This is a genomic window from Cupriavidus lacunae (assembly GCF_003353055.1).
Classification (GTDB): Bacteria; Pseudomonadota; Gammaproteobacteria; order Burkholderiales; family Burkholderiaceae; genus Cupriavidus; species Cupriavidus lacunae.
Genome location: NZ_QKWJ01000024.1, coordinates 66,649 through 92,842, shown reverse-complemented (window position 1 = coordinate 92,842; position 26,194 = coordinate 66,649). Strand labels below are relative to the sequence as shown.

Here is a 26,194-nt window from a genome sequence, read left to right as displayed (position 1 = left end):
TCCACCCGGCAGGCGGATTCGTCACGACGTCCACTTGCGCTCGTAGTCCATGCGCTCGAAGTGCGATGTCAGGAACTCGATGAACAACCGCACCCGTGCAGGCATATGAGTTCGGTTCTGGAAGGCGATATTGATGGTCAGCCTGGGGAGATCCCAGTCATAGAGCACCGGGATCAGCCGGCCGGCGACGATGTCGTCATAAAGGATGTACTTGGGCTGCACCAGGATGCCCATGCCTTCCAGCGCCGCGGCGCGCAGCACCTGCCCGTCGTTGGATTCCATCTTGCTGCTCACCGTGATCACGCGCTTCTCGTCGCCCTTGGTGAATGAGAGCTCATTGGGGCGATTGGCGTACGAGTAGATCAGCATGGAATGCGCCGCGAGGTCTTCGACCGTGTGCGGGATACCGTGACTGTCCAGGTAACGCGGCGTGGCGGCCAGCACGCGGCGCGTCTGCGCCAGGCGGCGCACCGTCAGGTTCGAGTCCGGCTCGAACTCGCGCGTGCGGATGGCCAGGTCCGTGCCGCTGTCCATGATGTCGTAGTACCGGTTGGCCGCGAGCACATTGACGTTCACCTTCGGGTAGCGCGACGTGAACTCCGGCACCAGCGGCGCCAGGTGCTTCATGGCAAACGACAGCGACGCCGTGATTGTCAGCGTGCCGCCTGGTTCCAGTACGGCGGCGCTGACGTCGGCTTCCGCTTCCTTCATCTCCGCCAGCAATTCCTTGCAGCGCCTGAAGTACTGCTCGCCTACCTGGGTCAGGTAGAGCCGGCGTGTATTGCGCTCGATCAGGCGCGCCGACAGTCGCCGCTCCAGCGAGCTCAGGTAGCGGCTTGCTGCGGCGTTGGAAATCTCGAGGCTCTCGGCTGCGCGGGTGATGCTGCCGAACTCCGCGGTTTGTACGAACAATTCAATCTCGGTCCAGCGATCCATGCGTTGTCTCCACCGCTTGATGCGCCTGCCGAGTTTCTCGCCAAGTGGAAGAAAGATTTCCTCGGGCGGCGTTTTTTATCGTTCCGGGGGAGTATAGACTCGTCTCCGTCCCGTTTGCAAACGTTTGCCTAAGCGACAGGACTGCAATACACGACAAGAACAAAACGACAGGAACGCAGCAGGCGAATGCGGCGCCGCCGCTACGCCAAGGAGACAGTCTGTATGACGCGCACCCTGATTCGCGGGGCCACGCTCGTCACGATGGAAGCCGCCCATGGCGAGTTCATTGGCGACTTGCTGATCGAAGACGATCGGATTGCCGCGCTGGCGCCACATATCGAGGCGCCCGAGGCCGAGCAGATCGATGCACGCGGCTTCATCGTGGCACCGGGCTTCATCAATGCCCACATGCATACCTGGCAGACCGCGCTGCGCGGCGTGGCCGGCGGCTGGACGCTGACGGAGTACTTCCGGCAAATGCATGCGGGGCTGGCGACACGGTTCACGCCGGAAGATATCTACGTCGCCACGCTGGCGGGTGCGTGGAACCAGCTGGACTGCGGCACCACCACGCTGGTCGACTGGTGCCACAACAACCCTACCCCGGCACATAGCAATGCGGCGATTGAGGCGCTCGCGCATGCCGGCATCCGCGCCGCCTTCCTGCACGGCTCGCCCAAGCCCGATCCCAGGCCCGGCGTGGCTCCCTTCTGGGAAACACCGCATCCGCGTCACGAGATCGAACGTCTTGCGCAGCGCCTGCAGGGATCTGGCCTGGTGAGCCTTGGCCTGGCTATCCTCGGGCCGCACTACTCCACGCTGGAGGTGGCCCTGCACGATTTCGCGCTGGCGCGCGAGTTCGGGCTGCTGGCCAGTATGCACCAAGGCGGCGGCCCTGCCCGCACACCAGACGGCTGGGCGCGCCTCGAGGCAGCCGGATTGCTGGGGCCACATATCAATATCGTCCATGGTAATGACCTGAGCGATGCGCAGCTTGCACGCTTTGTCGATGCCGGGGTGAGCTTCTCGCTGACGCCCGAGAACGAACTGACGCAAGGCCATGGCTTCCCGATCACCGGCCGGCTGCGCAAGCTGGGCGTGGCGCCATCGCTCGGCGTGGACCTTGAATCAGGCTTGTCCGGCGAGATGTTCACCGCCGCGCGCGTCGCGCTTGGCGTCCAGCGCGCGCTGGACCATGCCGCCCACCGGGCCGAACACGGTGCCATTGCCCCTTGCCACGACGTGAGCTGCCGCGAGGCTCTGGAATGGATCACGCTGGCCGGCGCGCGCATGCTCGGCATGGCGGACCGCATCGGCTCGCTCGCTGCCGGCAAGCAGGCCGACCTGGTCTTGATCGACGCGCGGCGGCTCAACATGATGCCGGTGCACGACCCCATCAACGCCATCGTGATGCAGGCCAGTCTGGCCAATATCGACAGCGTGTTCGTGGCCGGCGTGGCACGCAAGCGACACGGCCGCCTGCTGGCCGACGGCGTGCCGCAGACGCTCGAAATGCTGCGCGCATCCGGCGAGCGCCTGCTCGGCGCCCACGCATAGGAGACACCCGTGAATGCAATGACCCAAGTCAGGCCGCTGCTGGAGATGCGTGGCATCTGCAAGACGTTTCCCGGCGTCAAGGCGCTGGACGACGTGTCTTTCGAGATCCACCCCGGCGAGGTCCACATGCTCCTCGGCGAGAACGGAGCCGGCAAGTCGTCGCTGATGAAGGTGCTGTGCGGCGTCTATGTGGCGGACGCCGGCGAGTTTCACCATCAGGGCGAGCGCGTCGAAGTAGCCGGCCCGGCCGACACGATGCGGCTCGGCATCGCCGTGATCTTCCAGGAGTTCTCGCTGGTGCCTTACCTGGATATCGCGCAGAACATCTTTCTGGGACGCGAGCCCCGCGGACGCGTACCCGGTTCGGTCGACCATGCCCGCATGCACGCCGAGGCCCGGCGCCTGCTCGACACGCTGGGCATGGACCTGAGCACGCACACGCCCGTGCATCGCCTCGGCGTGGCGCAGCAGCAGATGGTGGAGATTGCCAAGGCGCTGTCGCAGAAGGCGCGCATCCTGGTGCTGGACGAGCCCACCGCTGCGCTTTCCGAACGCGAGACCGAGAAGCTGTTCGGCGTCATCGCGCGGCTCAAGGCCGACGGCGTATCGATGATCTACATCTCGCACCGCATGGCCGAAGTCTTTGCGCTGGGGGACCGGATCACCGTCATGCGCGATGGTCGCAAGGTTGGCAGCTACCTGCCCGGCGAGGCCACGCCCGATGAACTCGTGGCGCGCATGGTCGGACGCAAGGTCGACATGGGCTATACCCGCACGCGCGGCGGCCCTGTCGGCGAGGTCGCACTCGAGATGCGTGGCGTCAGCGCCGACCACGGTATTGAAGACGTCAGCCTTCAAGTGCGCGCCGGCGAAATCGTCGGCCTGGCCGGCCTGGTCGGATCGGGGCGCAGCGAGGTCGCGCGCGCCGTGTTCGGCGCCGACCCGGTTCGCCAGGGCGAGATCCGCATCTTCGGCAAGCCCATGCGGGGCGGTCCCGACAAGGCGCGCGCGCTCGGCGCGGCACTGATTCCCGAGAGCCGCAAGACCGAAGGCCTCGCGCTGATCCGCTCGGTGCGCGACAACCTGCTGCTGGCCGGCCTGCGCCGCGCCTTCCCCGCGCATTGGTACCGCAGCGGCAAGGCGGCCGAACTGTCCACGCGCGAGATTGGCCGCCTGCGTATTGCCACGCCGAACGGTGAGCAGCTCGCGCAGTTCCTGTCGGGCGGCAACCAGCAAAAGATCGTGATCGGCAAATGGCTGGTCGCCGAGTCGCGCCTGTTCATTTTCGATGAACCCACACGCGGGATCGACGTCGGCGCCAAGGCCGAGATCTTCGCGCTGATCGACGGACTGGTGAAGCAGGGTGCCGCAGTGCTGCTGATCAGCTCCGAACTGCCCGAGATCATCAACGTGTGCGACCGCACCTATGTCATGCGCGGCGGCCGCGTCGCTGGCGAAGTCGCGCATGAAGACATGACCGAGGAAAGCATTCTGCAACTGGGGATGAACGATGCCTGATACCACCGCTACCCGCGCCCTGCCCTTGCCATTCGCGCCGCTGCTCGGCAGGCTGCCCGGCGCCGCCTGGGTCCTGCTGCTGCTCGCGCTGGCCTTCGCGGTGCTCGGCCAGGGCTTCCTGTCGACGGCCAACCTGCTCAATATCGGCACGCAGTCCACCATCCTGCTGCTGATCGCACTGCCCATGACGCTCATCATCATGACCGAGGGGCTGGACCTCTCAATGGGCGCCGTGCTTGCGCTCTGTGGCGTGGTGCTGGCCATGGTGATGGTGGCCACGGGGTCGCTGCTGCTTGCGCTGGCCGCGGCAATCGGGGTCGGGCTGGCCTTTGGCCTTCTTAACGGCCTGCTGGTGGCCCGGCTGGGCATCCCGCCGTTCGTGTCGACGCTGGGCACGCTGGGCGTAGCCCAGGGCCTGGCATTGGTGCTGACCGACGGCCAGAGCGTGGTCGGCGTCGGCGACACGATCCCGCTGTTCTATTCGGGCGAGCTGCTGGGCATTCCGGTGCCGCTCTGGCTGGCCGTTGCCACCTACGCCCTCTTCCACTGGCTGCTGTACCGCACGCGCTTCGGCGCCTATGTCTTCGCGCTGGGAGGCAACCGCGAGGCGCTCAAGTTCGCCGGGGTTTCGGTCAATCGCTGGCTGGTGGCCGTCTATATGCTGGGCGGGGCCATGGCGGGGGTTGCGGCGCTGCTGCTGACGGCACGCATGAACGCTGGGCACCCGACCGCGTCCATCGGGCTGGAATTCGAAGCCATTGCCGCCGTAGCGGTGGGCGGGACGACCTTCGACCGCGGCAACGGCTGGCTACCCGGTACGGTGCTCGGCGTGCTGGCGGTTGGCGTGCTGCGCAACGGCCTGAACCTGATCGGGGTGCAGTCCTCGGTGCAGGTGGCGGCCATCGGCCTGCTGGTGCTGGTCGTCCTGCTGATCGAATCTTTCAAGGGGAAAGCATGAACTCCGCCCTCCTGAACATGCCGCTGTCGGCGGATTCCCGTGCCTTTGCCGGCCGCTTGCTGGCGCTGGCGGTCCTGTGCGCCCTGCTATCCGTGTCGTCGGACGCGTTCCTGACGCTGGGCAACCTTCTCAATGTGCTGCGCCAGGCCAGCCTGCTGTTCCTGCTGGCTTCCGGGCTGACGCTGGTGATCCTGACCGGTGGCCTCGACCTGTCGGTAGGCGCCAACGTGGCCATGTCGGCCTGCCTGGCGGCCAGTGTCATGAAGGCGACCGGCTCGACCACGCTCGGCGTGGGTGTCGGGTTGGGCTGCGGTGTGCTGATCGGCCTGGCCAACGGCCTGCTCGTGGCCGCGCTGCGCATCCCGCCGTTTATCGCAACGTACGGCATGCTGTGGGTGCTGCATGGCCTGACGTACTGGTTCATGGCGGGTGAGACCATCCACGGCTTTGCGCCTGAATTTCGCGCCATCGGCAGTGGTTACCTCTGGGGCGTACCGGTGCCTGTGTTCCTGATGCTGGCTTTCCTGATGGCCGGCACGGTGATCTCGCAGAAGACCACGTACGGCCAGGAGATCTACGCCATCGGCGCCAACCCCGTCGCCGCAAGGCTTTCGGGCGTGCCCGTGACGCGCCGCCTGCTGCTGGTCTACGTGGTGAGCGGCGCCATGGCCGGACTGGCCAGCCTCGTGTTCCTGGCGCGCCTGAACTCGGCCGAGGGCGATATCGGCGAAACGCTAACGCTGCCGGCCATCGCGGCCGTGCTGATCGGCGGCACCTCGTTGTTCGGGGGCGTGGGTCGGGTGTCGGGCACGCTGGTCGGCGCCATCATCCTGACACTGGTGCTCAACGGCATGAACCTGCTCACGATCAGCGCCAACTGGCAGCCGCTGGTGACCGGGGTCATCGTGGTGCTGGCAGTTTTTCTCGATACGCTGTCCCGCCGCCGTCTCGGCAAACAGTAGCGCAAGACCCGGCAGTGCAACGCGCCAGCCCGTGCCGGACCGCACCGGACCGCAACCACGGGCGGCATTCCAAAGACCAAGGAGACAAGACATGCAATCACGCAACCTGACATCCCTCTGCGCCCTGCTCGCCTTTGGCCTGCTGGCAACGCCCGCCGCCCATGCCGACGGCGAACGCATCGCGGTCTTCACGAAGAACCAGACAAACCCCTACTTCCAGGTCCTGCGCCAGGGGGCCGACGCGGCCGCCAAGAGCATGAACGCGCGCGTCACCCACTACATCCCGACCAAGCCCGACAGCATTCCGGAGCAGATGAGCCAGATCGAGGATGTCATCGTGAAGAAGGCCGACGCCGTGGTATTCGTGCCGGTCGACTACAAGGCGATGGGGCCCGGCGTGAAGAAGATCAATGCCGCCAACATCCCGGTGGTCAACGTCACCGACCGCAGCGACGTGGGCAATTTTGTTTCATTCGTCGGGGCCAGCGACTATGACCTTGGCCTGAAGACCGCCACTTACCTGTTCAGGACCATGGGGGGCAAGGGCAACGTGGTGGTGCTCGAGGGCATCAAGGGTTCGCTGACCAATGTCGACCGCATCCGCGGCGTGCAGGACGCGCTCAAGGCCTTCCCCGGCATCAAGGTCCTGGCGACCCAGCCCGCCAACTACCAGCGTCTGCAGGCGCTGCAGGTCATGGAAAACCTGATGCAGTCGTTCCCACAGATCGATGCCGTCTTCGCCGCCAATGACGCCATGGCCATCGGCGCCATCGAAGCGCTGCAGGGCGCCAACCGCAAGGCGCTCGTGACCGGCATCAACGGCACCAAGGAGGCCATCGACGCCGTCAAGGCCGGCACGCTGCTGGCCACGGGCGACTATAACGGATTCATGCAGGGGTGCCTTGGCACCATGGCCGCCATCCGCAAGCTGCGCGGCCTGCCGGTTAAGCATGACATCGTCTTGCCCGCCACTGTGATCGACAAGACCAACTACCAGCCTCTCGACGTGCCCGCCGACAAACGCGCCTGCCCCCGCTGGGAAGACGCGACCAAGGCCTGACACGCGCGCGGGCTTCCCCAGGAGTCAACACGATGCGCAATCTCGACGAAGAAACCATCACCCAGGCGGTGCTGGCACGCAATGCCGATATGAAGGACCGGCGCCTAAAGGAGGTCATGACGAGCCTGATCCAGCACCTGCACGCCTTTGCGCGGGACGTCAAGCTGACCGAGGAAGAATGGGCGGCGGGCATCCAGTTCCTGACCGAGGTGGGCCACACCTGCAACCCCAGCCGGCAGGAGTTCATCCTGCTGTCGGACACGCTTGGCCTGTCCACGCTGGTGACCGCGCAGAACCACCGCAAACCGCGCGGCTGTACCGAGGCCACGGTGTTCGGCCCGTTCTATGTGGACGATGCACCTGAGTATGAACTCGGCGACGACGTGGGCAACGGCATGCACGGCGAGCCATGCTATGTCAGCGGCCAGGTTCGCAGCATCACCGGCGAGGCCGTGCCGGGCGCGAAGATCGAGGTCTGGCAGGCGGATGCCGAAGGCTTCTACGACGTGCAGAACCCCGAGCGCGCCCACGCACAAGGCCGCGGCACGCTGACCGCCGATGGCGCCGGCAACTTCCGCTTCAAGTCCATCGTGGCCGAGTGTTACCCGATCCCGCACGACGGCCCGGTCGGCCGCATGCTCGACGCCATGGGGCGGCACCCGTGGCGCCCGGCCCACCTGCATTTCATGATATCGGCCCCGGGCTACGAGACGCTGGTCACGCATGTGTTCCGCAACGGCAGCGACTACCTCGATTCGGATGCGGTGTTCGGCGTGCGTTCATCGCTGGTGGCGGACTGGGTCCGTCATGAGGCGGGCAGCACGCCCGACGGCGGCGAGACTGCCGTGCCCTTTTATACGCTCGACTACGACTTCGTGCTCAACCCGGCTGCGCCGGCAACGGCAAATACCCATCACACAGCGAGATAATTTCCATGCTCTATGCGTTTCACCTCATCGACAAGCCCGGTGTCGGCGAACTGCGCCTGCAGGTCCGCCCCGAACACAAGCTCTACCTGGGCGCGGTCAAGGACCAGATTGCCTTTGCCGGCCCGTTGCTTGCCGAAGACGGCGAGACCATGGTCGGCAGCCTGCTGGTGATCGACTTCCCGTCGCTCGCGGCAGCGAGCGAGTGGCTGTCCGGCGAGCCGTTCACGCGCGCTGGCATCTATGCCACCAGCAGCGTCCTCGCCTTCAACAATATGTGGCCGCAGAAGACCGGCTTTCCCGCCGTCTGAGCCGCGCGGCGCCCCAAACCTTCCATCAGCCAGGGAGTCGATCTTGGAAGTCGTCAAACATATCGTGATGTGGAACCTGCGCGGGGAAACCGAGCATGAGAAGCGCGATGCCATCGCGCAGCTCAAGGCCGCTTTCGAGAGCCTGCGTGGCCGGATCCCGGGCATGCGCCATCTGGAAATCGGCGTGGATTCCAGTCGGGTCGACTATGCCTGCGACGTGGTGCTGTACACGGAATTCGATTCGCATCATGCGCTGGAGGCGTACACGAGCCACCCGGAGCACCTGCGCGTCAAGCGCGAGCTTGGCGACCTGCGCATTGCCCGGCATCAGGTCGACTACAGCGCCGGTCCGTGCAGGCGGAGTGAGTCCACGATCCTGCCCATCAAAAATCAAGACAGCGAGGAGACAGATCGTGAACGTTGCCGTAGCAGGCCTCGGGTGGTGGGGCAAGCAGATCATCCAATCGCTGGCGACCAGCGAGAAGCTGAATGTCGTGGTCGCCGTTGACCCGGTTGTCACGGAAGAAGGCACGGCATTTGCCCGCGACGCCGGCGTGGAGCTGGTGGCCGACCTGGCCGAAGCACTCGGTCGCAGCGACATCGATGCGGTGATCCTGGCCACGCCGCACGCCGTCCATGAACAGCAGGCGCTGTCCGCGTTCGAGGCCGGCAAGCACGTGTTTTGCGAGAAGCCGCTCGCCATGACGGCGGCAGGCGCACAGCGCATGGTCAATGCGGCCGCGCGCAGCGGCAAGGTGCTCGGTGTCGGGCACGAGCGCCGTTTCGAGCCGGCCATCGCCGAACTGATGCGCATGGTGCGTGCCGGCGCGCTCGGCCGGCTGCTCCATTTGGAGGCCAACGTCAGCCACGACCTGTTCCGCAAGCTCGATCCGTCGAACTGGCGCCTCGACGCAAAGCATGCGCCGGCTGGCATGCTGACGGCGGTCGGCATTCACGTCACGGACATATTCGTGGCATTGGCCGGCCCGGCGCGCGGCGTGCAGGCACGTTCGGAATCGCTCGTCATGCCGGCGCCGGTACGCGACTTTACCACCGCCACGCTGGCTTTCGGGTCCGGCGCGCGGGCCACCATCAGCTTTCTCTCGGTCACGCCGTTCCATGGACGCATTGCGGTGTTCGGGGACCAGGGTTGGGTGGAGATCGTATCGGAGGGCAATGTCGACCAGGGCCTGCCGACGCGCCTGATCCATTGCAGCGGCACAAGCCTGCCACGCACGGAGCGCGTTTTCGAGGCGACCGACGCGGTGCTGGTCAATTTCGAGGCGTGGGCGGATGCGGTCGCGGGCACGCGGTCCTACCCATTCACCGCTGCCGAGCTGGTCGGCAACATCCAGTTGTTCGAGGCGATCGTGCAATCGTGCGAACGCGGTGGGGAAACCGTGCTGCTGCACTGAACGGCGCATCGTACGCAGGAAGCTGCCCGGCCTTGGCGCCGGGTGGCTCCCTTTTGTCCCTGCAGTCCCTACTCCGCGCGAATGTCGGCCCGCGCCGCCACCGCCCGCATTTCAGGGAGAGTTCCCGTTTCGTCCCGCGCTCTGGTGACGCGGCCATCCAGGCGCGAACGAAGCAACTCCTTGAGCCGGCGCACCTGCCAGGGCGCGAGCGTAGCGCCGGCCAATACCGGACCGTAGTGAGCCACAGCTGTGCAGCAAGTGCGAATGGAGCGCCAGCGCCATGTGGTCTATGAGCAGCGCGCCGACTCGCTCGGGGTTTTCCAACCCAGGCAACAGGCTCAGACCGATGTGGTGGACGACAGGATCCCAATGCTCAGGTGGGGCGGAGGCCCGTCGCCCAAGGCCTGCGAAACGATGGTCTGGCGCACGTCGGTACGCATGAACTCCGGATAGTGATGCGGTACTTGAGCAGCAACCGCATGCGCTGCAGTAAGAGTAAAAGCGCGGGCTTCGCAGCCTCGCCTTGCCAAATGCGGTGCGATAGACCAAGGATTTTGTGTCCTTGATGCCAAGCCTGCCCCCGCACAGTTGACAGCGACCGGTAATCCGGATGAACTGGTCCACCTGCTCGGTCAAGACCACAGTCTGAGGCTGTCGCAGGATCTCTTGTGACTCGCGAATGAACAGGCCCAGTCCTGAGGCCGGAGCGACATCGGCATTGCGCTCGATGACCGCAACTTCAATCACCTTAGAGGGCTGTTCGCCCGCCCGCTCAATACAGGCTTGGATCGAGATGCGCATGGCGGTCTCCGGTAGTCTCAGTACACCATAGACCCCTTTCCTGACGGATTTGCCCCCCGTTTTTGGCCACTCCCAGGCGCTGCGTTCGGCCCTCCGGCCAAAAGGATGGTGCCCGAGTATTGGCTTGCCCGCCTATAAATATAAATATCTAGCAATCAAGAAAAAAAGGCGGGGGCATAAGGATCATTGCGGAGTGTCCTACCGTCGCCAGTCTGCAGTCCTTCCACGAAGGCCAGCGTCGGAATGGTAGATGAGGCTGCGACCCGGCAAAAGACATCGATAGCAAGGCCGTCACCGTGGAGGTGGTATAGATGTATCAACTAACGAATTTGCGGAAAAATCTGTGGGCAACGATCCTTGGTGCGTCATTGGTCGCTCCGCCCATTGGCGCGACACCAAGCATCAACTCTGATAATGACGCCTGCTCAAGCGCAGCAGCGGAAGCCAGGCTGAAGCAGCGAGAAACCGCTCTGTTAGGCCCGAGCCACGCCGAGGCTCATGCCAAGGCACGTGCCTATAAGTGCAGAGTGGCAAAGGGCCTGGAAACGGTGGCCACGCCGGATGCCCAGGTGCTTGCCGCCGCCAGAGCCCAGCCGGGCAATTCGACTGGCCAGTGGAGCGCACCTTTCGTAATCCCTGTGGTAGGAATTACCTCGGTGTTACTAAATAACGGCAAGGTTTTGTTTTGGTCGTATGAGCCGACGCAGTACCTGAACCCGAACGCAAGTAATACGGGTGTCGCCTACATTTGGGATCCTGTTACCAGAACAGGACACTCCATTACGCCGCCGGAGAACATCTGGTGTGGCGGACAGACGATATTAAGCGACGGCAGGGTGTACGTTGCCGGTGGTAATTTACGATATCCAGACCCGAATGCGGCACCGGGGCAGGACGGTTTCCAAGGGTCACTTAGTAACTATACTTTCAATCCTGTTACGGAGACCTGGACCGCGCAGCCAAATATGGCAACAGGCCGATGGTATCCGACTGTCACTCAGCTCGCCGACAACAGCGCCGTAGTCACCAGCGGTTTCGACCAAACCGGTGCCGGGGATATTACGACGGTTGTAGAGTTGTTCACGCCTGCGGCGAGTATGGATGGAGTCGGCTCCATTAGCACTATTTCTTTTCACGATCCGGCGGGCCTCTATCCCTACCAGCAGCTGATATTGTCCGGTCAAATGCTGCAAGCTGGCCCCGGCTCAACCAATACCGCGCTGCTGACGCCGGGTACCTGGTCATGGAGCAACATCCCAAACATGCTTAGCTCACATTATGGCTTGGGAAACGGTATTCTTTATACCGATGCCTCTGTGACGCCCATAGGGCAAGTATTCATGATTGCGGGTGGCGCTGAGGGCAGCACGGTAATCGCCAATAACGAATGGTTTGATGTCGCCAATCCCGACGCAGGCTGGAGGCAGTATCCGCAATGGCTGCAGGCTCGGCATAACGCTAATACGGTTATTTTGCCGGATGGCACGCTGTTCACGGTAGGCGGGAATAGCCTGACTTCGAGCTATGACGCACCGCTCTTCGAAAGCGAGCGCTACAACAAGCCAGCCAATGATCCAACCGGCAGCTGGGTACAGATGAGTCCAAATACAATACAGGCTGCGTACCACTCGAGTGCCATTCTCTTGCCTGACGCTACGGTCTTGCTGTCCCAGGATGACAATGATCCCTCGGCAGCCAGCACGCACCAGGCACAAATTTATTCTCCTCCATACTTGTTCTACGGCACTCGTCCAAATATCACCAACGTACCGAGTACATTAAGCCTGGGACAAACATTCTCCGTCACGACGAGCACCTCCAATATTGCCAGCGTCGCGTTAGTTGCCCCCGGTGCTGTAACGCATGGTAATGACATGCATCAGCGCTTCATCAAATTGCAATATAAAAAAAATGGCCCCAAAGGTCTGAGGGTTACCCTACCCAAATCCAGTTCATTGGTGCCACCAGGTTACTATATGCTTTTTATTGTCGACTCCCTTGGGGTACCGTCTGTCGCAACATTTGTTCATATTTCTTGATGTCGGCGGGCGGGCGCGGCGGCTGCCCGAGCCGGCCGCCGCGCACATCTAGTGTCCTGAGTCAGAAATTCGTATACAAAATCGCCTGATGCTGGCGAGGATGTCATCGGCCGAAAGGACTTACATACACACAGATCCGCGAGACTCATTGCGGCGATAAGCCTTGCCAGAGGCGGCCGCGAGCCCTGCTACCGCCATTTTTTACACGGAAAGTACGATCCCCTTACTTGGCCCGCCGGTCGCCTCCACGCGGATCAACGATGATCATTGTGCGATCCAGTACCCCCCGGTCATCAAAGTAGGCACTGAAGTGAGCCGGCTGATAGCCACTCGCATAGAGCCGGTACGACCAAGCCTCGCGCTTCATAAGCGCGTAGTACTGGACAGGCTCGCGCGGCAGGCCGAAGCGCTCGGCCACGTCGCGCTTGGTCCAGACGCCCGGCTTTGCCTCGTAGATCTCCTTCTCGGTCAACATCTGACGGAAGCTGACCAGCTTTCCGTTCGCGTCAAAATCTGCGGCATATACGTCATACCCCAGAGGCTGGTGCGAATAGATCCAGCGGCTGGTGCCGTTGGCAAACTGATAGGTCTCCGTGGGCGCGCCAAAGGTCTCACGCACGGAGCTTGCCGGACTGCCGATCATTTTCTGTGCAGTCTGGAGCGGTTGCAGGGACGCACAGGCAGCCAGCGCAACCGCGCTGCTGGCCAGCCACATGGCGAAACGATATTGCATGACCATCCTCCAATACCGAAAGGTGCAGTTTCTGTCGGCTGGCATTCGATCCAAGCATGATCCACCGGCTACATTCCGGACCCGGACCCTGCCCCGCCGGCGCCTGCGCCACCACCGCCGCCCCCGGTGCCTGGCGTAGGCTGGGATCCGGGAGCGCTTCCCGACGAGGCGCCGCCCGTCATGCCCGCCCCCGACCCGGCAGTGGTGCCGGAATCGTCCTCGCCTCCACCACAAGCCGCAAGAAGGAGCGCGGCAAGCAACGCCGCAACAATTCGGGTCGACATACAGTTCTCCTGTGTTGCATTGGTGAACAAACCCCTGGTACTGCTCAGCCCGTCAAGGTCCATGCACGAACTCCACCTGGATATTCATGTGCACGGCATCGCCCACAATAGGGAACCATGCTGACAGCCCAAACTCCCGGCGGCTGACTTCCCCGGCCGCGGAGAAGGCAAGCGTGCCGTCGCGCCGCGGGCTTCCGATGGCGCCGCCGGGTGTCACGAGAAGTCTGACCGGGCGCGTAGTACCGTGGATAGTAAGGTTGCCGAAAAGCCACCCACTGCCTTCCCCGGTCCGTACAAAGCGGGTACTGACAAAGCGGATCTCCGGATAGCGGGCCACATCGAGCATGCCGCCGCCCCGGATGATCAGGGACAGAAAGCGCGGGTGCGCCTCAACGCTTGAGGCATCGATCGTCACCGTCACGCGGCCTGAGTCAAGGCCGGCCTGCGTCCCTTCAAGCTGCGCATGCATGCGGTGAAAACGCATCTTGATATGCGAGTCCGAAAAGGCGTCGACGTCGAACGTGACGCTCGAGCGTTGTGGCTCCAGCACGTACTGATCTGGCCACCCGTCCGCTTCGGCTGGCTGGGCCTGGCAGACGGCACCCGTTATCGATGCGAAAATGGCGAGCACAAGTTTGGCAATCGCGTGTCCGCGAGTGGCCAGGAACCGGTGTGGCGAATCGCGCACGACCCCTCCTCGGCAGAAAAACGATGGTCCATTTGACTAAACGCCTGGCGGCCATGATTTATTCCATTGCGCGCCGCTCAGGGCTCTGGTGCAAATCAGAGGGGCCGGCGGGTTACGTTCTTGTTTTTGACAAGCACGAGCCAGCAATGAGTACGCTGAGAGACATCGACTAGTTGGCATCGCATTCGAAAAGGTCGGTTCAACCTCACAAAGCTGCGCCTCGAAGATGCCGCTGCGCCTGCTGTTTGGAAGGCAGTCCTTTCAGCAGGACGATGTAGCGGCGAATACGCCGTTTTTCAATCGCGCCAGTAATTTGCACCAGAGCCCAGGAGGCTGGATGCGTGCGCAGAAAGTGCTACCGTAAGAACAGGCCCGGCACTTAAGCCACTTGCGCCAATCTTGCCGGCAGACCTGCGGGCGAGCCGGTTCGTATGCGCACGATGGCATTGGCGGCGACCAAATCCTGCGGTGGCAAGGGCGTGTCGCCGCAGGTCTCGTGGTCGAAGCCTAGCTTGCCAATGCTCATGCCTGCCGCCATCCATTCCCCCTTGATTCCGTACTTATAAGTACGGAATTTAGAGTAACCCTTGGGCAAACAGGTTCAAGGAGACGGGCGTGGAAAAACTCCCGGGAAAAGGCTCGCTGATTGCAAGCGTGCTGGCCGCCATCGGCGCATCTGTATGCTGCGTGGGCCCGCTCGTGCTGCTCGCGCTCGGTATTGGCGGCTCATGGGTCAGCATTCTGACAACGATGGAGCCGCATCGGCCCTTCTTTGTCGGGCTGACGCTACTGTTCCTCGCGCAGGCCTTCCGCAAGCTCGGCGTGGCACCACAGATGTGCGCATCCGGCACGCCCTGCGGCAATCCGCACACGATTAGGCGGCAGCGACTTCTGTTCTGGATCGTCGCCGCGCTACTGCTCGCGTTGCTGGCCGGGCCGTGGCTCGCCCCAGAGCGGTGTGGAGGCAAACAGGTCTCACAAGGCTTCATCCTACCAAGGTGGTGATTGCTACAGCACGCGACAAGCTCAGCTAGTCATGCCGCCATCCACCGACAAGGTTGCACCCGTGACATAGGCTGCCTTGTCCGAGAGCAGCCACAAAACGGCTTCGGCGACTTCCTCCGGCTGACCGATCCGCTGCATCGGAATCATGTCGTCAAGCAGATGCACATCGCCATTGGTCGAGCGCATGTAGTTTGGCGTCTGCGTCGCACCTGGGCACACCGCGTTGATGCGGATACCCTGGCCGGCATACTCCTTTGCGACAGCCTTTGTGAGGCCGACAACCGCGTGCTTGCTCGCCACGTAATGGGCGATTCCATTCATTCCGCGTAGCCCGAAAATCGAAGCGTTGTTGACGATGGCGCCGCCGCCGTGGCGTAGCATCGCTTCGACCTGGTATTTGACGCCGTAGTAAACGCCCTTGAAGTTCAGGTCGATCACCCACTCCGATTCATCTACCGAAGTCTGGTCGATGGGCTTGAAATCGGCATGGCCACCGGCGTTGTTGAAGGCGAAGTCCAATCGCCCGAAGCGGGATTCGATAAACGCTACGAGCTGTTCATTGTCTTCGCGACGCGATGCGTCGGTGATCCTGATCTCAACCTGTCCCGCGTTCCTGAGGATCTCGTCGCGTACGGCGGCGAGCTTTTCTTCGGAGCGTCCTGCCAGCACGACATGCGCGCCTTCACGCGCCAGCGCCAGCGCAGCCGCCCGCCCCATGCCTGAGCCACCGCCGGTCACCAGGCCGATCTTTCCCTTCATTAGCATGTTCGCCTCCTATTGACAAACCAACTGCTGCCAGTCTGCATTGATTCACACATACGACAAGGACCAGGCCGGCGGCTTCATCACGGCTAACGGTCGACGGCCAGGTCCGAGTCTTCGGGGCCACCACAAACTTGCGCCCTCCCCACGCCGCAGGAGGCTTCAATGGGCGAGGAAATCAACCACCATCCGGTTGAATGCCTCGGCATGCTCCCATTGCGCCCAATGCCCGCACCGGTTGAAGATATGCATCCGCGCATCCGGAATACCGGCGAGCAGGCGCAGGCCCACATCCATCGGCACGAAGCGGTCGTCCCGGCCCCAGACGACAAGCGTTGGCGCGGCAATCTCGCCCAGACGCGCACCGTAGTCGTTGAACTGCCTGGGATTCGCTACCAGGCTCTTGACGAAGTTCTCGAGGTGATCGCGCCGCGCCAGCATATTGTCCAGGCGGGCCCGAGCTGGCGCTGGACCGCGAGCGAGGTCAGCCCGATCCGGGCGGCGGCCTGCGCACGCTCGACTTCAGCAAGAATCTCCGGCGCAGGGTCGAAATAACCCGTGCAGCGGGGTGTGCGAGAGGCATTCAAGGTGAAGTGGCATGCTTAGGCTCCTGCCTCGGCGTGACGCTGGTCTGCGTGGAGATCGCGCCGGAGCACGACCGGTGCACCACCGTAGGTCTTCTTGTTGACCCAGGCGGACAACGCCGAATCCATATAGGCTGCGTGCGCGGGAAACCAGTCCGCCAACGCCTTGGCCAGCCGCCTGATGTCCTGCAGCCCGAGTTCGCCGAGCAGCAGCTTGGCGTTGACTTTCTGCACGGCGTCGATGACACGCTCGTGCTCGTCGATATGGCAATCGGCGGCTGGGAAATCCGTCTTCTCCATCCACGCCTTCTCGACGGCGAAATGCGAATGCACGTGCGCCTCCAGGTCCTGCAGGCACGCTGCCGCCGTGTCCGCCGAGCAGTTGGCCAGTGCGTTCACCACCTCAACGAACTCCTGGTGCTCCGCGTCGATCGGCCCATGGCCCACCAGCATGGCATCCGTCCATGCGAGTTCCAGGCACTCGTCCGCGGTGGGCGGCGGCGTGCCGATATCCGATGTATCTTTCATTGCAAACCCTCCCGGCAAGCTCGCCAGCGGCACCGATATGCCGCGGCTTGGGATCGGTGGCACTGGCGCCACCGATCCCAACGTGAGCTGCTTCAGCCTTTACCTCTTTACCTGTCGGCCCCAACCAGCACCGCCACCATGACGGCTGGCTGCTCGCTGCGGTTGCGCCAGGCGTGCCGCGTGCCGTTCTGGATGACGATATCGCCCGCCTTGAGGTGACGGGTTTCCCCGCCATCCACTTCCAGCCAGAGCTCACCCGAAACGATGATGTCGTAGTCGACCGACCGGGTCTTGTGCATGCCGGAGCCATCCGGCTCGAAGGCTTCTGCCAGCCCGGGCAGGTGGCGCGCATATTCCTCGCCTGCCGCCACGGGATCGAACTGCGGCGATGCCATCACGCTGTCGGGCGGGAACTGCACGACGATCAGGCGCGTTCCGTGCGGGTCGGGCGTGACCGACCTGACCGTCGCGACCGGATCGGTGCCGTCCTGCGGCAGCGACGGCACGGCCTGCGTGGCCCACGCCAGCGTGGTCTGGAAGCCGGGGACCGCGGCATAGTCGTGCGTCGTGGATACGGGGCCGTCCGAGACAATCACGGAACGGCCGTCGCGCTCGCCGGTGACGATGCGTCTTACCATTGCTTGCTCCTGAATCCGTTGAAGATCGGTTGCCGGTTCATTGCACGACAACCACGTTGACAAACCCGCCCGCGCGCTTCTCGGCGGTGGAGAGGGCTTCGTTGACCTGGTGCAGGCCGAAGCGCTGGTGCTCGAAGACCGTGAGGTCAAGCGTGCCTGCCGCAGCCATAGCGGCGAGTTCCTGGCCTTCGGCCACCGAGAACCAGAGTGATCCGACCAGGCTGACCTGCGCGCACATCAGTTGGTGCAGGTTGACGGGCAACGGGTCTGACATCGCCCCGATTTCCACCATGCGGCCGCCACGCCGGAGGCCCGCAATACCGTCCAGCGTGATCTGGTGCGAGGCGCCGGGGCCAATGGCATCGACAAAGGCATCGGCGCCAATGCCGTCCGTCTCGGCGCGAACCCAGTCGGCGAGCGGTTGCGTGCCATAGGAAAGGATGCGAATACGCTGCGGGTCCAGCGCGCGGACGCGTTCCAGCAAGTCGACATTGCGCGCCACGCACAGGATCCGGGTAGCACCCATGGCCCGCGCGATCTGCACGGCGCCGAGCCCGAGCGTGCCGGTAGCGCCGCTGATCAATACCGTGCGGCCTGCCGCAACGCCGGCCTTGCGCAGGCCGGAGTACGCCGTACCCAGGTAGCCGAAACGCGCGGCCTGTTCGAAGGTGATCGCGTCGGGCAGCTTGACCAAGCCATCCGCAGGCGCGGTGGCGAATTCACTGAAGCCGCCATATGGATACTGCTGGTACATCCGCTTCGACTCCGGCCCGAAGCCGAAATAGCCCTGGAAGGTGTAGGCCGTGCAATTGATCGGCTCGCCGGTCCGGCACGCATGGCAGGAACCGCACGAGCGCCCCGGGTTGATATAGACGCGGTCGCCGGGGACCACGCCGGTTACCTGGCTGCCCACTTCCGCCACGACGCCGGCGGTATCCAGGCCGTAGATCGCGGGCAGGTCCGGTACGGTCAGGTAGGCGCGTTCGCCGTAGTTGCTCATCACGTTGCGGAGGTTGGGCACCAGGCCCGCCGCCTTCACGTCGATCAGCACATCGGTGGGTCGCAGCAAGATTGGGCGTGCAATCGTGTCGAGCCGGAACCGGCCACCCGGTTCATGGACACGCGCGGCCTGGATGGTGGACTGATGAGGGTCCTTCATTCGTTCATCTCCTCCAACGTTATCCAAATGTTTATCAGTTGAATATCAATTGATTGTCGACTGATGCAGTCAAAAAAATTTGACCGGTCAGAACGCATGCAGCACGCCAATATTGGCCGCCACCTGCGTGGCGCCGGACGAAGGTCCTGGGGCCAGGCTGATCCAGGCCTTCCCCGCTCCCGATGCCTTCTGATAGACGAGATCGGTGTAGACGCTGGTGCGCTTCGAGAACGAATAAAGCAGGGTCAGTGTTCCCTGCATGGCGCTCTGCCGGTCCAGCGTGTCATTGCCTTTCATGTACTGGTAGGCGGCATTCAGGTGCCAGGCGGGGGAAAAAGCCCAGGTCACATCGCCCTCATAGACCGCAACCCGTGCGCCGGTCGCCGTGTTTTCCGTATTGGTGTACATCAGCGCGGCCACCGCGGGCCCGATCACGTAGGAGGCGCCTAATCCGAAGTTCCTGATGCCATCGTTGCCGGCATTCAACTGCGGATATTTGACGTACGTGTAGGCACCGTTCAGCCGCAGGTTGCCGACGTGGTAATTCACGCCGGCACTCTGGCCACTGCTGTTCCCAAACGAACCGGGCTGCCCGCCAAGACTGTATTGCGCACCGACCGACAGGCCGCCGAAGTCCGGGCTCTGGTATTTGACCGAGTTCGGCATGGCAAGGCCCGCCACCCGGTCAAAGTCGAAGGAGCCGCCCGGCGTGTTGGGCACGCCCAGGCCGGAGAACGGCCCCTGCCGAAGGCTGATGCAGTTGATGAACGGAAACGCCGAGCCCCAGTGATCGAGCGCCAGCGAATAGAACATGAAGTCGATCTGATTCCCGAGCGTGAGCGTCCCGAGCTTGTCGTCACGCAAGCCGACATAGCTTTCGTGCCCGAACAGGTTCCCGATGGACTGGCCGTTCTTCATGGAAAACTGGCCCTGCAGTTTGAACACGGCCTGCAGGCCGCCGCCAAGCGCTTCCGTGCCCCTGAAGCCGAACAGCGTTGGCGCCTGGGTTCCCGGATCCGCAACCAGGTTGCTGCTCCCGCCCTGGTTGGACACATACATCACACCGGTATTGACGATGCCGTATGCCTGCACGCTGCCCTCTGCATGCGCCGCGCCCACCAGGCCAACGCTGCAGGCGGCAATCGCCTTCAGTCTCCTCATTGGATGTCTCCCCGTTTCTTGATTTGGAAGGCAGTGTCTGGCGTATTCGATCAGGGTTAACCCTTGGCGCGCGCCAATCCACCGCTTTTGAGCGTCTATCTCTACACAATCAATCATTTATCGATCCATTGTGAATCGAAGTTTGATTGAACTTCGATTGACAGTCAATTCGAGATTTCGGTAATCTTCGATCGCGCCCTTGGCACACGACCAGGGTTGCAGCCCACCAAGCCCATATCGAGGAGAACCTGAAGATGAGCGACAAGCCCGTCATCCGCCGGCGCAGCAGCGAGACAAAAAACGAGATCAGCAACGCACGCGTCAACGACGCCAAGGTGCAGAGCCAGTACCAACCCTACAAGGACGCGGCCTGGGGGTTTATCAACCACTGGTACCCGGCCCTGTTCAGCAAGGAACTCCCGGAGGACGGTGTGGAGGGCATCCAGATCTGCGGCATTCCGATCGTGCTGCGCCGCGTGGACGGCAAGATCTTTGCCCTCAAGGACCAGTGCGTTCACCGCGGCGTCCGTCTCTCGGCCAAGCCGATGTGCCTCACCAAGGACACCATCAGCTGCTGGTACCACGGCTTTACCTTCGACCTGGAGAGCGGCAACCTGTCGACCATCGCCGGCAACCCCGATGACAAGCTGATCGGCACCACCGGCCTCACCACCTACCCGGTGCAGGAAGTCGCCGGCATGATCTTTGTTTTCGTGCGCGAGGACGATTACCCGGACGAAGACGTGCCGCCGCTGTCGCATGACCTGCCGTTCCGCTTCCCCGAGAACAGCGAGAAATTCCCGCACCCGCTGTGGCCGTCGGCGCCGAGCCTGCTCGACGAGAACGTCGTCGCCCACGGCATGCACCGTACCGGCTATGCCAACTGGCGCATCGCCTGCGAGAACGGCTTCGACAATGCGCACATCCTGGTCCACAAGGACAACGCCATCATCCACGCCAAGGACTGGGTGCTGCCGCTGGGCATCGTGCCGACCGCCGACGACTGCATTGCCGTGGTCGAGGACGACAACGGCCCCAAGGGGCTGGTGCAGTGGCTGTTCACCGAGAAGTGGAAGCCTGTCCTCGAAAACGAGAAGGTCGGCCTCAAGGTGGAAAACCTGAACGCGCGTCCTTATCGCACCTCCGTTGTCCTGCCGGGCGTCCTGATGGTGGAGAACTGGCCGGAAGAGCATGTGGTCCAGTACGAGTGGTATGTGCCGATCACCGACGACACCTATGAATACTGGGAAGTCCTGGTCAAGGTCTGCAACACGGAGCAGGAGCGCAAGGACTACCAGTACCGCTTCGACTATCTGTACAAGCCCCTGTGCCTGCACGGTTTCAATGATTGCGACCTCTATGCGCGCGAAGCGATGCAAGACTTCTACGCGGATGGCACCGGCTGGGATAACGAGCAGCTGATGGCAACGGATATTTCCCCGATCACCTGGCGCAAGCTGGCATCGCGCTGGAACCGTGGCATTGCCAAGCCGGGGCGCGGCGTGGATGGCGCCGTCAAGGCGTCGGCCATGCGGCTGAAGAAGGCGTCGGAAGGCAAGCAGGCCACGGCGTACTTCGTCACGAAGATCGAAGCAGACGAGTAATCCAGGCGGCAACCGAGGTATCTGAATGTCTACTGTCAAGAACGTCGCACTGCGTTTTCGCGACGGAACCACCCGATCGGTTGCCGTGCCGCACGGCGAGAGCGTGCTTGACGCCGCTCTCGCCGCCGGCGTGCCGCTGATCCACCAGTGCCGCTCCGGCAGCTGTTCAAGTTGCACGGCGCGGCTGGCCGAAGGCCAGGCGGGCATGCGCGCCGGCGCCAGCTCGACGCTGCTGCGCAGCGAATACGAGGCGGGCGAGCGCCTGCTGTGCCTGATCGAGCCCGAAACCGACTGTACCTTCGACCTGAACTACGAGAGCGATGCCGGCGCCGGGCGTGCTGTCAAGGTCAACGCCTTTGTCGACAGTGTCGAAAAGGTCGCGCCCAATGTCGTGCGCCTCACGCTGGAGCTGGCCGAAGGCGAGACCTTCGACTTCAAGCCGGGCCAGTTCATTCAGGTCCGCGTTCCCGGCACCGACATCGTGCGCAGCTATTCGCCTGCCAGCACTGCTGCGGAGCTGCCGAAGATCGAACTGCTGATCCGCCTGCTGCATGACGGCGTCATGTCCGGCTATCTGGAACATCGCGCCGCGCGCGACGACGTGCTGGAGCTTGAAGGTCCTTATGGCAGCTTCTTCCTGCGGGAGAAGGTGCGGGCGCCGCACATCATGGTGGCGGGCGGGACCGGCCTGGCGCCGATCCTGTCCATGATCGACACCATCCGCAACACGTCGGGCCGCAAGCCGCCTGTGATGCTCAGCTTTGGCTGCGCCACGCCGGATACGCTGTTCTGCCTGGATGACATCGCGCTGCGCGAGCAATGGCTGCCCGGCCTGTCGGCGCGAATCTCGGTGGACCGGGGTGCGACGGGAGACTTGCTGAGCGGCAACCCGGTCGATGCCATCCGGGAAGACGATGCCATGCACGCCGACACCGTCGCCTATCTGTGCGGCCCCCCCGCGATGATCGAGGCGGCCACGCGCCGCCTCGCCCAGATCGGGGTCCGCCCGGAAAACATTTACGCCGAGCAGTTTGCACCGTCGAACTAGCGGATCACCACAGGAGACAGCCATCGTGGAGCCCACCATTGCCCTTCCCTTTTCGCCAGAGCAGCAAGGCTGGTACGAAAAGGCCTGCGCCCGGATCGATGCCAGGCGCCTGCAGCAACTTCTGTCCAACCTGACGGACATCCATAGCCCGACCGGCGCTGTGCGCGACATCAACCAGTTCATGGCCGGCTATATGTCCAGCGTGGGCCTGAGCTCGGCATACCGCCCGATGAATGCCGGTACGGGCAATGCCGTCGGGGAAAAGCGCGGCAGCGGCGGCGGCGCCGCGCTGATGCTATACGCACCGATCGATACACATCTGGAAGGCGATGCCAGTGACCAGCCATGGACAGGCACCACCGCCGACCATGTCGACCTGCAGCCTGCCGCAAAAACGGTGGGAGACTGGGTCTATGGCCTCGGCTCGTCCAACCCGAAGGCCATGGTGGCGACGCTGACGGAGGTCGCGGCGGCGCTGATCGAGGCCGACGTGCCACTGGTCGGCGACCTGATCCTGGCGACGGCCGACGGCGGCATGCCCGCCGATATCGCCGACCGGGACCATGCCGGCATGTCAGGGGGCATCACGCACTTGCTGTCCCGCGGTGTGGCGCCGGACTTCGCCATCATCATGAAGCCGTGGAACTGGGTCTACCACGAAGAGCCAGGAATGGGCTGGTTCAAGCTGCGGGTGAAGGGGACGCTGGGCTATGCGGGCGTTCCGCGCGGCACGCCGGGCTTCCGCAGCTCGGTGGTGCCGGCCGCGCATGTCATCCTGGAACTGGAGCAATGGCTGGTCGACTACGCGGAACGCAATACCTCCGGCGTGGTCAAGCCGCACGGCTGGATCGCCGGCGTGCGCGCCGGCTGGCCAGAGCGGCCGGCGTTTCCTTCGGCGGTCACCGAGATCTTCTTCGACGTTCGCATCAATCCGCGCACCAGCCCGGGCGAGGTCAAAGCCCAGTTCGCGCAGTTCGTTGCGGACTTGCGTGCCCGGCATCCGGAACTGGATCTGGACTGGGAGATGTACGGCTCCGTTCCGGGCGGCACCACCTCGCCCTCCAACTGGATCGTCCAGTCGGCCAGGCGCGGATGGGAACATATCGAAGCGCGCCCTCACGGCATCCCTGAACTGCTTGGCGGACAGACCGACGGCGCGGCCCTGCGCCGCTTCGGCATTCCAACCGCACGCATCGGCTGGCCATGGCCGGCGCAGGGTTCGCCCGAAAGCGTGGCCGAGGGCCTGGGCGGCATGGGTGCCACCTATGTCCCGGACCTGCTGCCTTGCGCGCGCAAGATCATGTACGCCGTGATCGATACGCTGACGCGCGGACGCGCGGAACTCGGCTTGCGCTGAGGACTCCCGACAAACTTCCGACCCATTGCTTATGCCGAACGCAGACCTCCACTACTGGGAAGCCGCGGAGCTTGCACGCAAGATCCGCGCGCGCGACATCTCGCCTGTAGAAGTTACCGAAGCCATCCTTGAACGAATCTCCGACCTCGATCCGGCGCTGCACAGCTACGCCCTGGTCCTGCCTGAACAGGCGCTGGAACAGGCACGCGACGCCGAACGGGCGCTGATGCGCGGCGGCCCGCTCGGCGCGCTGCACGGCGTGCCGGTGGCGGTCAAGGATCTCTGCTGGCAGGCAGGATCGCCAACCGCCGCCGGTACCACGATCCATAAGGACTTTATCCCGACGGAAGATGCCACCGTCGTGCGCAAGCTGCGGGATGCCGGCGCCATCGTGCTGGGCAAGCTGCAGCTGACCGAAGGCGCCTTCGCCACCCATCACCCGAGCATACCGGAGCCGGTCAATCCCTGGCACCCCAACCACTGGGCCGGCGCCTCTTCCAGCGGCTCCGGTGTCGCCACGGCCGCCGGGCTTTGCTACGCATCGATCGGCACGGACACCGGCGGCTCGATCCGCTTCCCGGCGGCAGCCAATGGCCTGACCGGCATCAAGCCGACGTGGGGCCGGGTCAGCCGCCACGGGGTATTCGAGCTCGGTGCGAGCCTTGATCATGTGGGTCCGATTGCACGCAGCGCAGCCGATGCCGCGCTGATGCTAGGGACCATTGCCGGCCACGATCCACTGGATCCGACTTCGCTGCCACCCTCGCACCTCGATTTACCTGCCGAGGGGAGCGACCTGCGCGGTCTGCGCATCGGTGTCGATGTGCAATGGAACAGCGATGGCACGGATGACGTCATCAGCCAGGCCATCGACCGGGCCATCGACGTGCTCAAGGCGCTTGACGGGCAGGTCCGGGAGGTTCGCTTTCCCGCAGTGCGCACCGTGGTCGACGAATGGGAAATCAACTGCGGCGTCGAAGTCGCCGTGGCGCATGCGGGGACGTTCCCGCGCCTGTCGGCGGAATATGGGCCAGCGCTGACCCGGCTGATCGAGATTGGTCGCAATACCAGCGGCATGCGCTATCAGCAAGCCTTGCTGAACCGTGCTGCCTTCCGTGGCAAGGTCAACAAGCTGATGCAGGACATCGATCTGCTGATCGTCCCGGTACAGCCTTTCGCCGCACCGACGCATGAACAGCTGGGTGCGCTGGCGCAAGATCCGGAACTGAACAGCCGGCTGATCCAGTTCACGGCGCCGTTCAACTCCACCGGGCATCCCGCGATCACGCTGCCATGTGGATTCACGGCGGACGGCATGCCGATCGCATTCCAGCTGGTGGCGCGCCATAGTGAGGAAGCGCTGCTGTGCCGTGCCGGCATGGCATTCCAGCAGGCCACCGACTGGCACCGCTACCATCCGGAGATTGGCGTCAGGCGCGCTGACGCTGCGTGATGAGATCAGGCCGGGCAATGCCGGCCTGATCTCAATCCTGCCCGTCTTCCCGCAACGGTGTGATCGTTGCCGAATCGCGCGCGGCTTCCTCATAGATGCCGGTCAGCAGCGAAAGGAAGCGTGATGCCCTTTCAAATTTCTCCGACACCTCGCTGATTTCTTCCAGCCGTTTCACCAGGATCTCGGCCCTGACCTTGTAATACTCGTCTGTCAGCTTGACTCCCAGCGCACTGACGGTGTACGCAAAGGTCTTGCTGTTCTTTTCTCGCTGCTTTTCGATCAGACCGGCTGCTTCCAGCTTGCGCAAGCTGTACTGAATATTCGGGATATCGTCGCGGTTCATCAGGCGCGCAATGGTGGCACTATTCTTTGGCCGGTCCTGCATCCTGATGACGTGGAGAATGACGTGCTCCTCGTACTTGATATCCACGTCGGCGGCAATCGTCACCATCCCGGTGGACAGCACGAACCTGGAAAACGATTCATGGAACCGGATCAAGGCCCACTCGAACTCGGTGGCCTTCTGCTCCAGGTCGGTTTTTGCGAGATGCCACCCGCGTTGAAATTTCGGTTCCATGAGTTGACTGCGCCTATTGATTTCAGAGCCGCCTGGCGGAGGCGGCAGAAGAGCAAGACTGGATTATCCCACAACGCTGAGGCGTACTTGGAAGCAGACAGGCTGCCGGACAGCGGATTGTGCCGACCGC

Annotated in this window: 25 protein-coding genes and 3 pseudogenes; 15 read left to right on the top strand and 13 right to left on the bottom strand. The window is 63.4% G+C overall.

What is annotated here, in order from left to right; genetic code table 11:
• Positions 1-21 precede the first annotated feature (21 nt).
• Positions 22-936 carry a LysR family transcriptional regulator gene (locus tag DN412_RS19875; protein WP_115213157.1) on the bottom strand — a complete coding sequence of 305 codons (915 nt, stop codon included), beginning with the start codon at positions 934-936 and terminating at the stop codon, positions 22-24.
• Positions 937-1,158: 222 nt separating this feature from the next.
• On the opposite strand from DN412_RS19875, the gene DN412_RS19870 reads away from it, so the two are divergent.
• The 9 genes and pseudogenes from DN412_RS19870 to DN412_RS19830 all read left to right on the top strand — a co-directional run bounded on the left by DN412_RS19870 (position 1,159) and on the right by DN412_RS19830 (position 9,643).
• Positions 1,159-2,493: an amidohydrolase family protein gene (locus tag DN412_RS19870; protein ID WP_115213156.1), complete on the top strand. Its 1,335-nt coding sequence runs from the start codon at positions 1,159-1,161 to the stop codon at positions 2,491-2,493.
• A gap of 18 nt (positions 2,494-2,511) precedes the next feature.
• Positions 2,512-4,011 carry a sugar ABC transporter ATP-binding protein gene (locus DN412_RS19865; RefSeq protein ID WP_167471107.1) on the top strand — a complete coding sequence of 500 codons (1,500 nt, stop codon included), beginning with the start codon at positions 2,512-2,514 and terminating at the stop codon, positions 4,009-4,011.
• Positions 4,004-4,969, top strand: a complete 966-nt coding sequence (locus DN412_RS19860) for an ABC transporter permease (protein WP_115213154.1) — start codon at positions 4,004-4,006, stop codon at positions 4,967-4,969. Before DN412_RS19865 ends, DN412_RS19860 begins: the two co-directional genes overlap by 8 nt.
• Complete coding sequence (locus DN412_RS19855) at positions 4,966-5,931, top strand: ABC transporter permease (RefSeq protein WP_115213153.1); 966 nt, start codon at positions 4,966-4,968, stop codon at positions 5,929-5,931. The genes DN412_RS19860 and DN412_RS19855 overlap by 4 nt, the downstream gene beginning before the upstream one ends.
• Positions 5,932-6,022: 91 nt before the next feature.
• The gene (locus DN412_RS19850) at positions 6,023-6,991 is read left to right on the top strand and encodes a sugar ABC transporter substrate-binding protein (protein WP_115213152.1); all 969 of its coding nucleotides are present in this window, start codon (positions 6,023-6,025) and stop codon (positions 6,989-6,991) included.
• A gap of 32 nt (positions 6,992-7,023) precedes the next feature.
• Positions 7,024-7,920, top strand: a complete 897-nt coding sequence (locus DN412_RS19845) for an intradiol ring-cleavage dioxygenase (RefSeq protein WP_115213151.1) — start codon at positions 7,024-7,026, stop codon at positions 7,918-7,920.
• Positions 7,921-7,925: 5 nt separating this feature from the next.
• Positions 7,926-8,228: a YciI family protein gene (locus DN412_RS19840; protein ID WP_115213150.1), complete on the top strand. Its 303-nt coding sequence runs from the start codon at positions 7,926-7,928 to the stop codon at positions 8,226-8,228.
• A gap of 43 nt (positions 8,229-8,271) precedes the next feature.
• Positions 8,272-8,571, top strand: a pseudogene (locus DN412_RS19835) (Dabb family protein); the annotation flags it as partial.
• Positions 8,572-8,641: 70 nt separating this feature from the next.
• On the top strand, positions 8,642-9,643 hold the full coding sequence (locus DN412_RS19830) for a Gfo/Idh/MocA family protein (RefSeq protein ID WP_161564016.1): 1,002 nt from the start codon (positions 8,642-8,644) through the stop codon (positions 9,641-9,643).
• A gap of 111 nt (positions 9,644-9,754) precedes the next feature.
• Here DN412_RS19830 and DN412_RS19825 read toward each other — a convergent pair whose 3' ends face one another.
• Complete coding sequence (locus DN412_RS19825) at positions 9,755-10,444, bottom strand: hypothetical protein (RefSeq protein WP_115213148.1); 690 nt, start codon at positions 10,442-10,444, stop codon at positions 9,755-9,757.
• A gap of 311 nt (positions 10,445-10,755) precedes the next feature.
• On the opposite strand from DN412_RS19825, the gene DN412_RS19820 reads away from it, so the two are divergent.
• Positions 10,756-12,483 carry a galactose oxidase early set domain-containing protein gene (locus DN412_RS19820; RefSeq protein WP_115213147.1) on the top strand — a complete coding sequence of 576 codons (1,728 nt, stop codon included), beginning with the start codon at positions 10,756-10,758 and terminating at the stop codon, positions 12,481-12,483.
• A gap of 223 nt (positions 12,484-12,706) precedes the next feature.
• On the opposite strand, the gene DN412_RS19815 is transcribed toward DN412_RS19820, so the two are convergent.
• The 3 genes from DN412_RS19815 to DN412_RS43440 form a co-directional block, all read right to left on the bottom strand.
• Complete coding sequence (locus tag DN412_RS19815; protein WP_115213146.1) at positions 12,707-13,216, bottom strand: hypothetical protein; 510 nt, start codon at positions 13,214-13,216, stop codon at positions 12,707-12,709.
• Between the two features lie 336 nt (positions 13,217-13,552).
• Positions 13,553-14,188, bottom strand: coding sequence for a YceI family protein (locus DN412_RS19810; protein WP_115213145.1), 636 nt, complete (start codon positions 14,186-14,188; stop codon positions 13,553-13,555).
• 379 nt (positions 14,189-14,567) lie between these two features.
• The gene (locus DN412_RS43440) at positions 14,568-14,714 is read right to left on the bottom strand and encodes a hypothetical protein (protein ID WP_161564015.1); all 147 of its coding nucleotides are present in this window, start codon (positions 14,712-14,714) and stop codon (positions 14,568-14,570) included.
• Positions 14,715-14,803: 89 nt separating this feature from the next.
• Here DN412_RS43440 and DN412_RS19805 point away from each other — a divergent pair, with 89 nt between their 5' ends.
• A complete protein-coding gene (locus tag DN412_RS19805; protein WP_115213144.1) occupies positions 14,804-15,193 on the top strand; it encodes a mercuric transporter MerT family protein in 390 nt (129 codons plus the stop codon).
• A 21-nt stretch (positions 15,194-15,214) separates the two neighbouring features.
• Here the strand turns inward: DN412_RS19805 and DN412_RS19800 are convergent, their stop codons facing one another.
• The 7 genes and pseudogenes from DN412_RS19800 to DN412_RS19770 form a co-directional block, all read right to left on the bottom strand.
• Positions 15,215-15,952, bottom strand: coding sequence for an SDR family NAD(P)-dependent oxidoreductase (locus DN412_RS19800; RefSeq protein WP_244222704.1), 738 nt, complete (start codon positions 15,950-15,952; stop codon positions 15,215-15,217).
• 165 nt (positions 15,953-16,117) lie between these two features.
• Positions 16,118-16,414: pseudogene (locus DN412_RS19795) on the bottom strand (alpha/beta fold hydrolase); the annotation flags it as partial.
• A 35-nt stretch (positions 16,415-16,449) separates the two neighbouring features.
• Positions 16,450-16,555 (bottom strand): annotated as a pseudogene (gene mhpB / locus DN412_RS45860) (3-carboxyethylcatechol 2,3-dioxygenase); the annotation flags it as partial.
• 2 nt (positions 16,556-16,557) lie between these two features.
• The gene (locus DN412_RS19785) at positions 16,558-17,067 is read right to left on the bottom strand and encodes a bacteriohemerythrin (protein ID WP_115213142.1); all 510 of its coding nucleotides are present in this window, start codon (positions 17,065-17,067) and stop codon (positions 16,558-16,560) included.
• 107 nt (positions 17,068-17,174) lie between these two features.
• On the bottom strand, positions 17,175-17,705 hold the full coding sequence (locus tag DN412_RS19780; RefSeq protein ID WP_115213141.1) for a cupin domain-containing protein: 531 nt from the start codon (positions 17,703-17,705) through the stop codon (positions 17,175-17,177).
• Between the two features lie 37 nt (positions 17,706-17,742).
• Positions 17,743-18,864 carry an alcohol dehydrogenase catalytic domain-containing protein gene (locus DN412_RS19775; RefSeq protein WP_208647623.1) on the bottom strand — a complete coding sequence of 374 codons (1,122 nt, stop codon included), beginning with the start codon at positions 18,862-18,864 and terminating at the stop codon, positions 17,743-17,745.
• Between the two features lie 87 nt (positions 18,865-18,951).
• Entirely contained in the window at positions 18,952-20,142 is a 1,191-nt protein-coding gene (locus DN412_RS19770) for a porin (RefSeq protein WP_244222703.1), read from the bottom strand.
• 137 nt (positions 20,143-20,279) lie between these two features.
• On the opposite strand from DN412_RS19770, the gene DN412_RS19765 reads away from it, so the two are divergent.
• From DN412_RS19765 to DN412_RS19750, 4 genes are read left to right on the top strand one after another with little or no spacing between them, the layout of a single operon-like run.
• A complete protein-coding gene (locus DN412_RS19765; RefSeq protein ID WP_115213139.1) occupies positions 20,280-21,629 on the top strand; it encodes an aromatic ring-hydroxylating dioxygenase subunit alpha in 1,350 nt (449 codons plus the stop codon).
• A 25-nt stretch (positions 21,630-21,654) separates the two neighbouring features.
• Positions 21,655-22,677: a ring-hydroxylating dioxygenase ferredoxin reductase family protein gene (locus DN412_RS19760; RefSeq protein ID WP_115213138.1), complete on the top strand. Its 1,023-nt coding sequence runs from the start codon at positions 21,655-21,657 to the stop codon at positions 22,675-22,677.
• Between the two features lie 25 nt (positions 22,678-22,702).
• Positions 22,703-24,034: a M20 family metallopeptidase gene (locus DN412_RS19755; protein WP_115213137.1), complete on the top strand. Its 1,332-nt coding sequence runs from the start codon at positions 22,703-22,705 to the stop codon at positions 24,032-24,034.
• A gap of 31 nt (positions 24,035-24,065) precedes the next feature.
• Positions 24,066-25,487: an amidase gene (locus tag DN412_RS19750; RefSeq protein ID WP_115213136.1), complete on the top strand. Its 1,422-nt coding sequence runs from the start codon at positions 24,066-24,068 to the stop codon at positions 25,485-25,487.
• Positions 25,488-25,518: 31 nt separating this feature from the next.
• Here DN412_RS19750 and DN412_RS19745 read toward each other — a convergent pair whose 3' ends face one another.
• Positions 25,519-26,064 carry a winged helix DNA-binding protein gene (locus DN412_RS19745; RefSeq protein ID WP_115213135.1) on the bottom strand — a complete coding sequence of 182 codons (546 nt, stop codon included), beginning with the start codon at positions 26,062-26,064 and terminating at the stop codon, positions 25,519-25,521.
• Positions 26,065-26,194 lie beyond the last annotated feature (130 nt).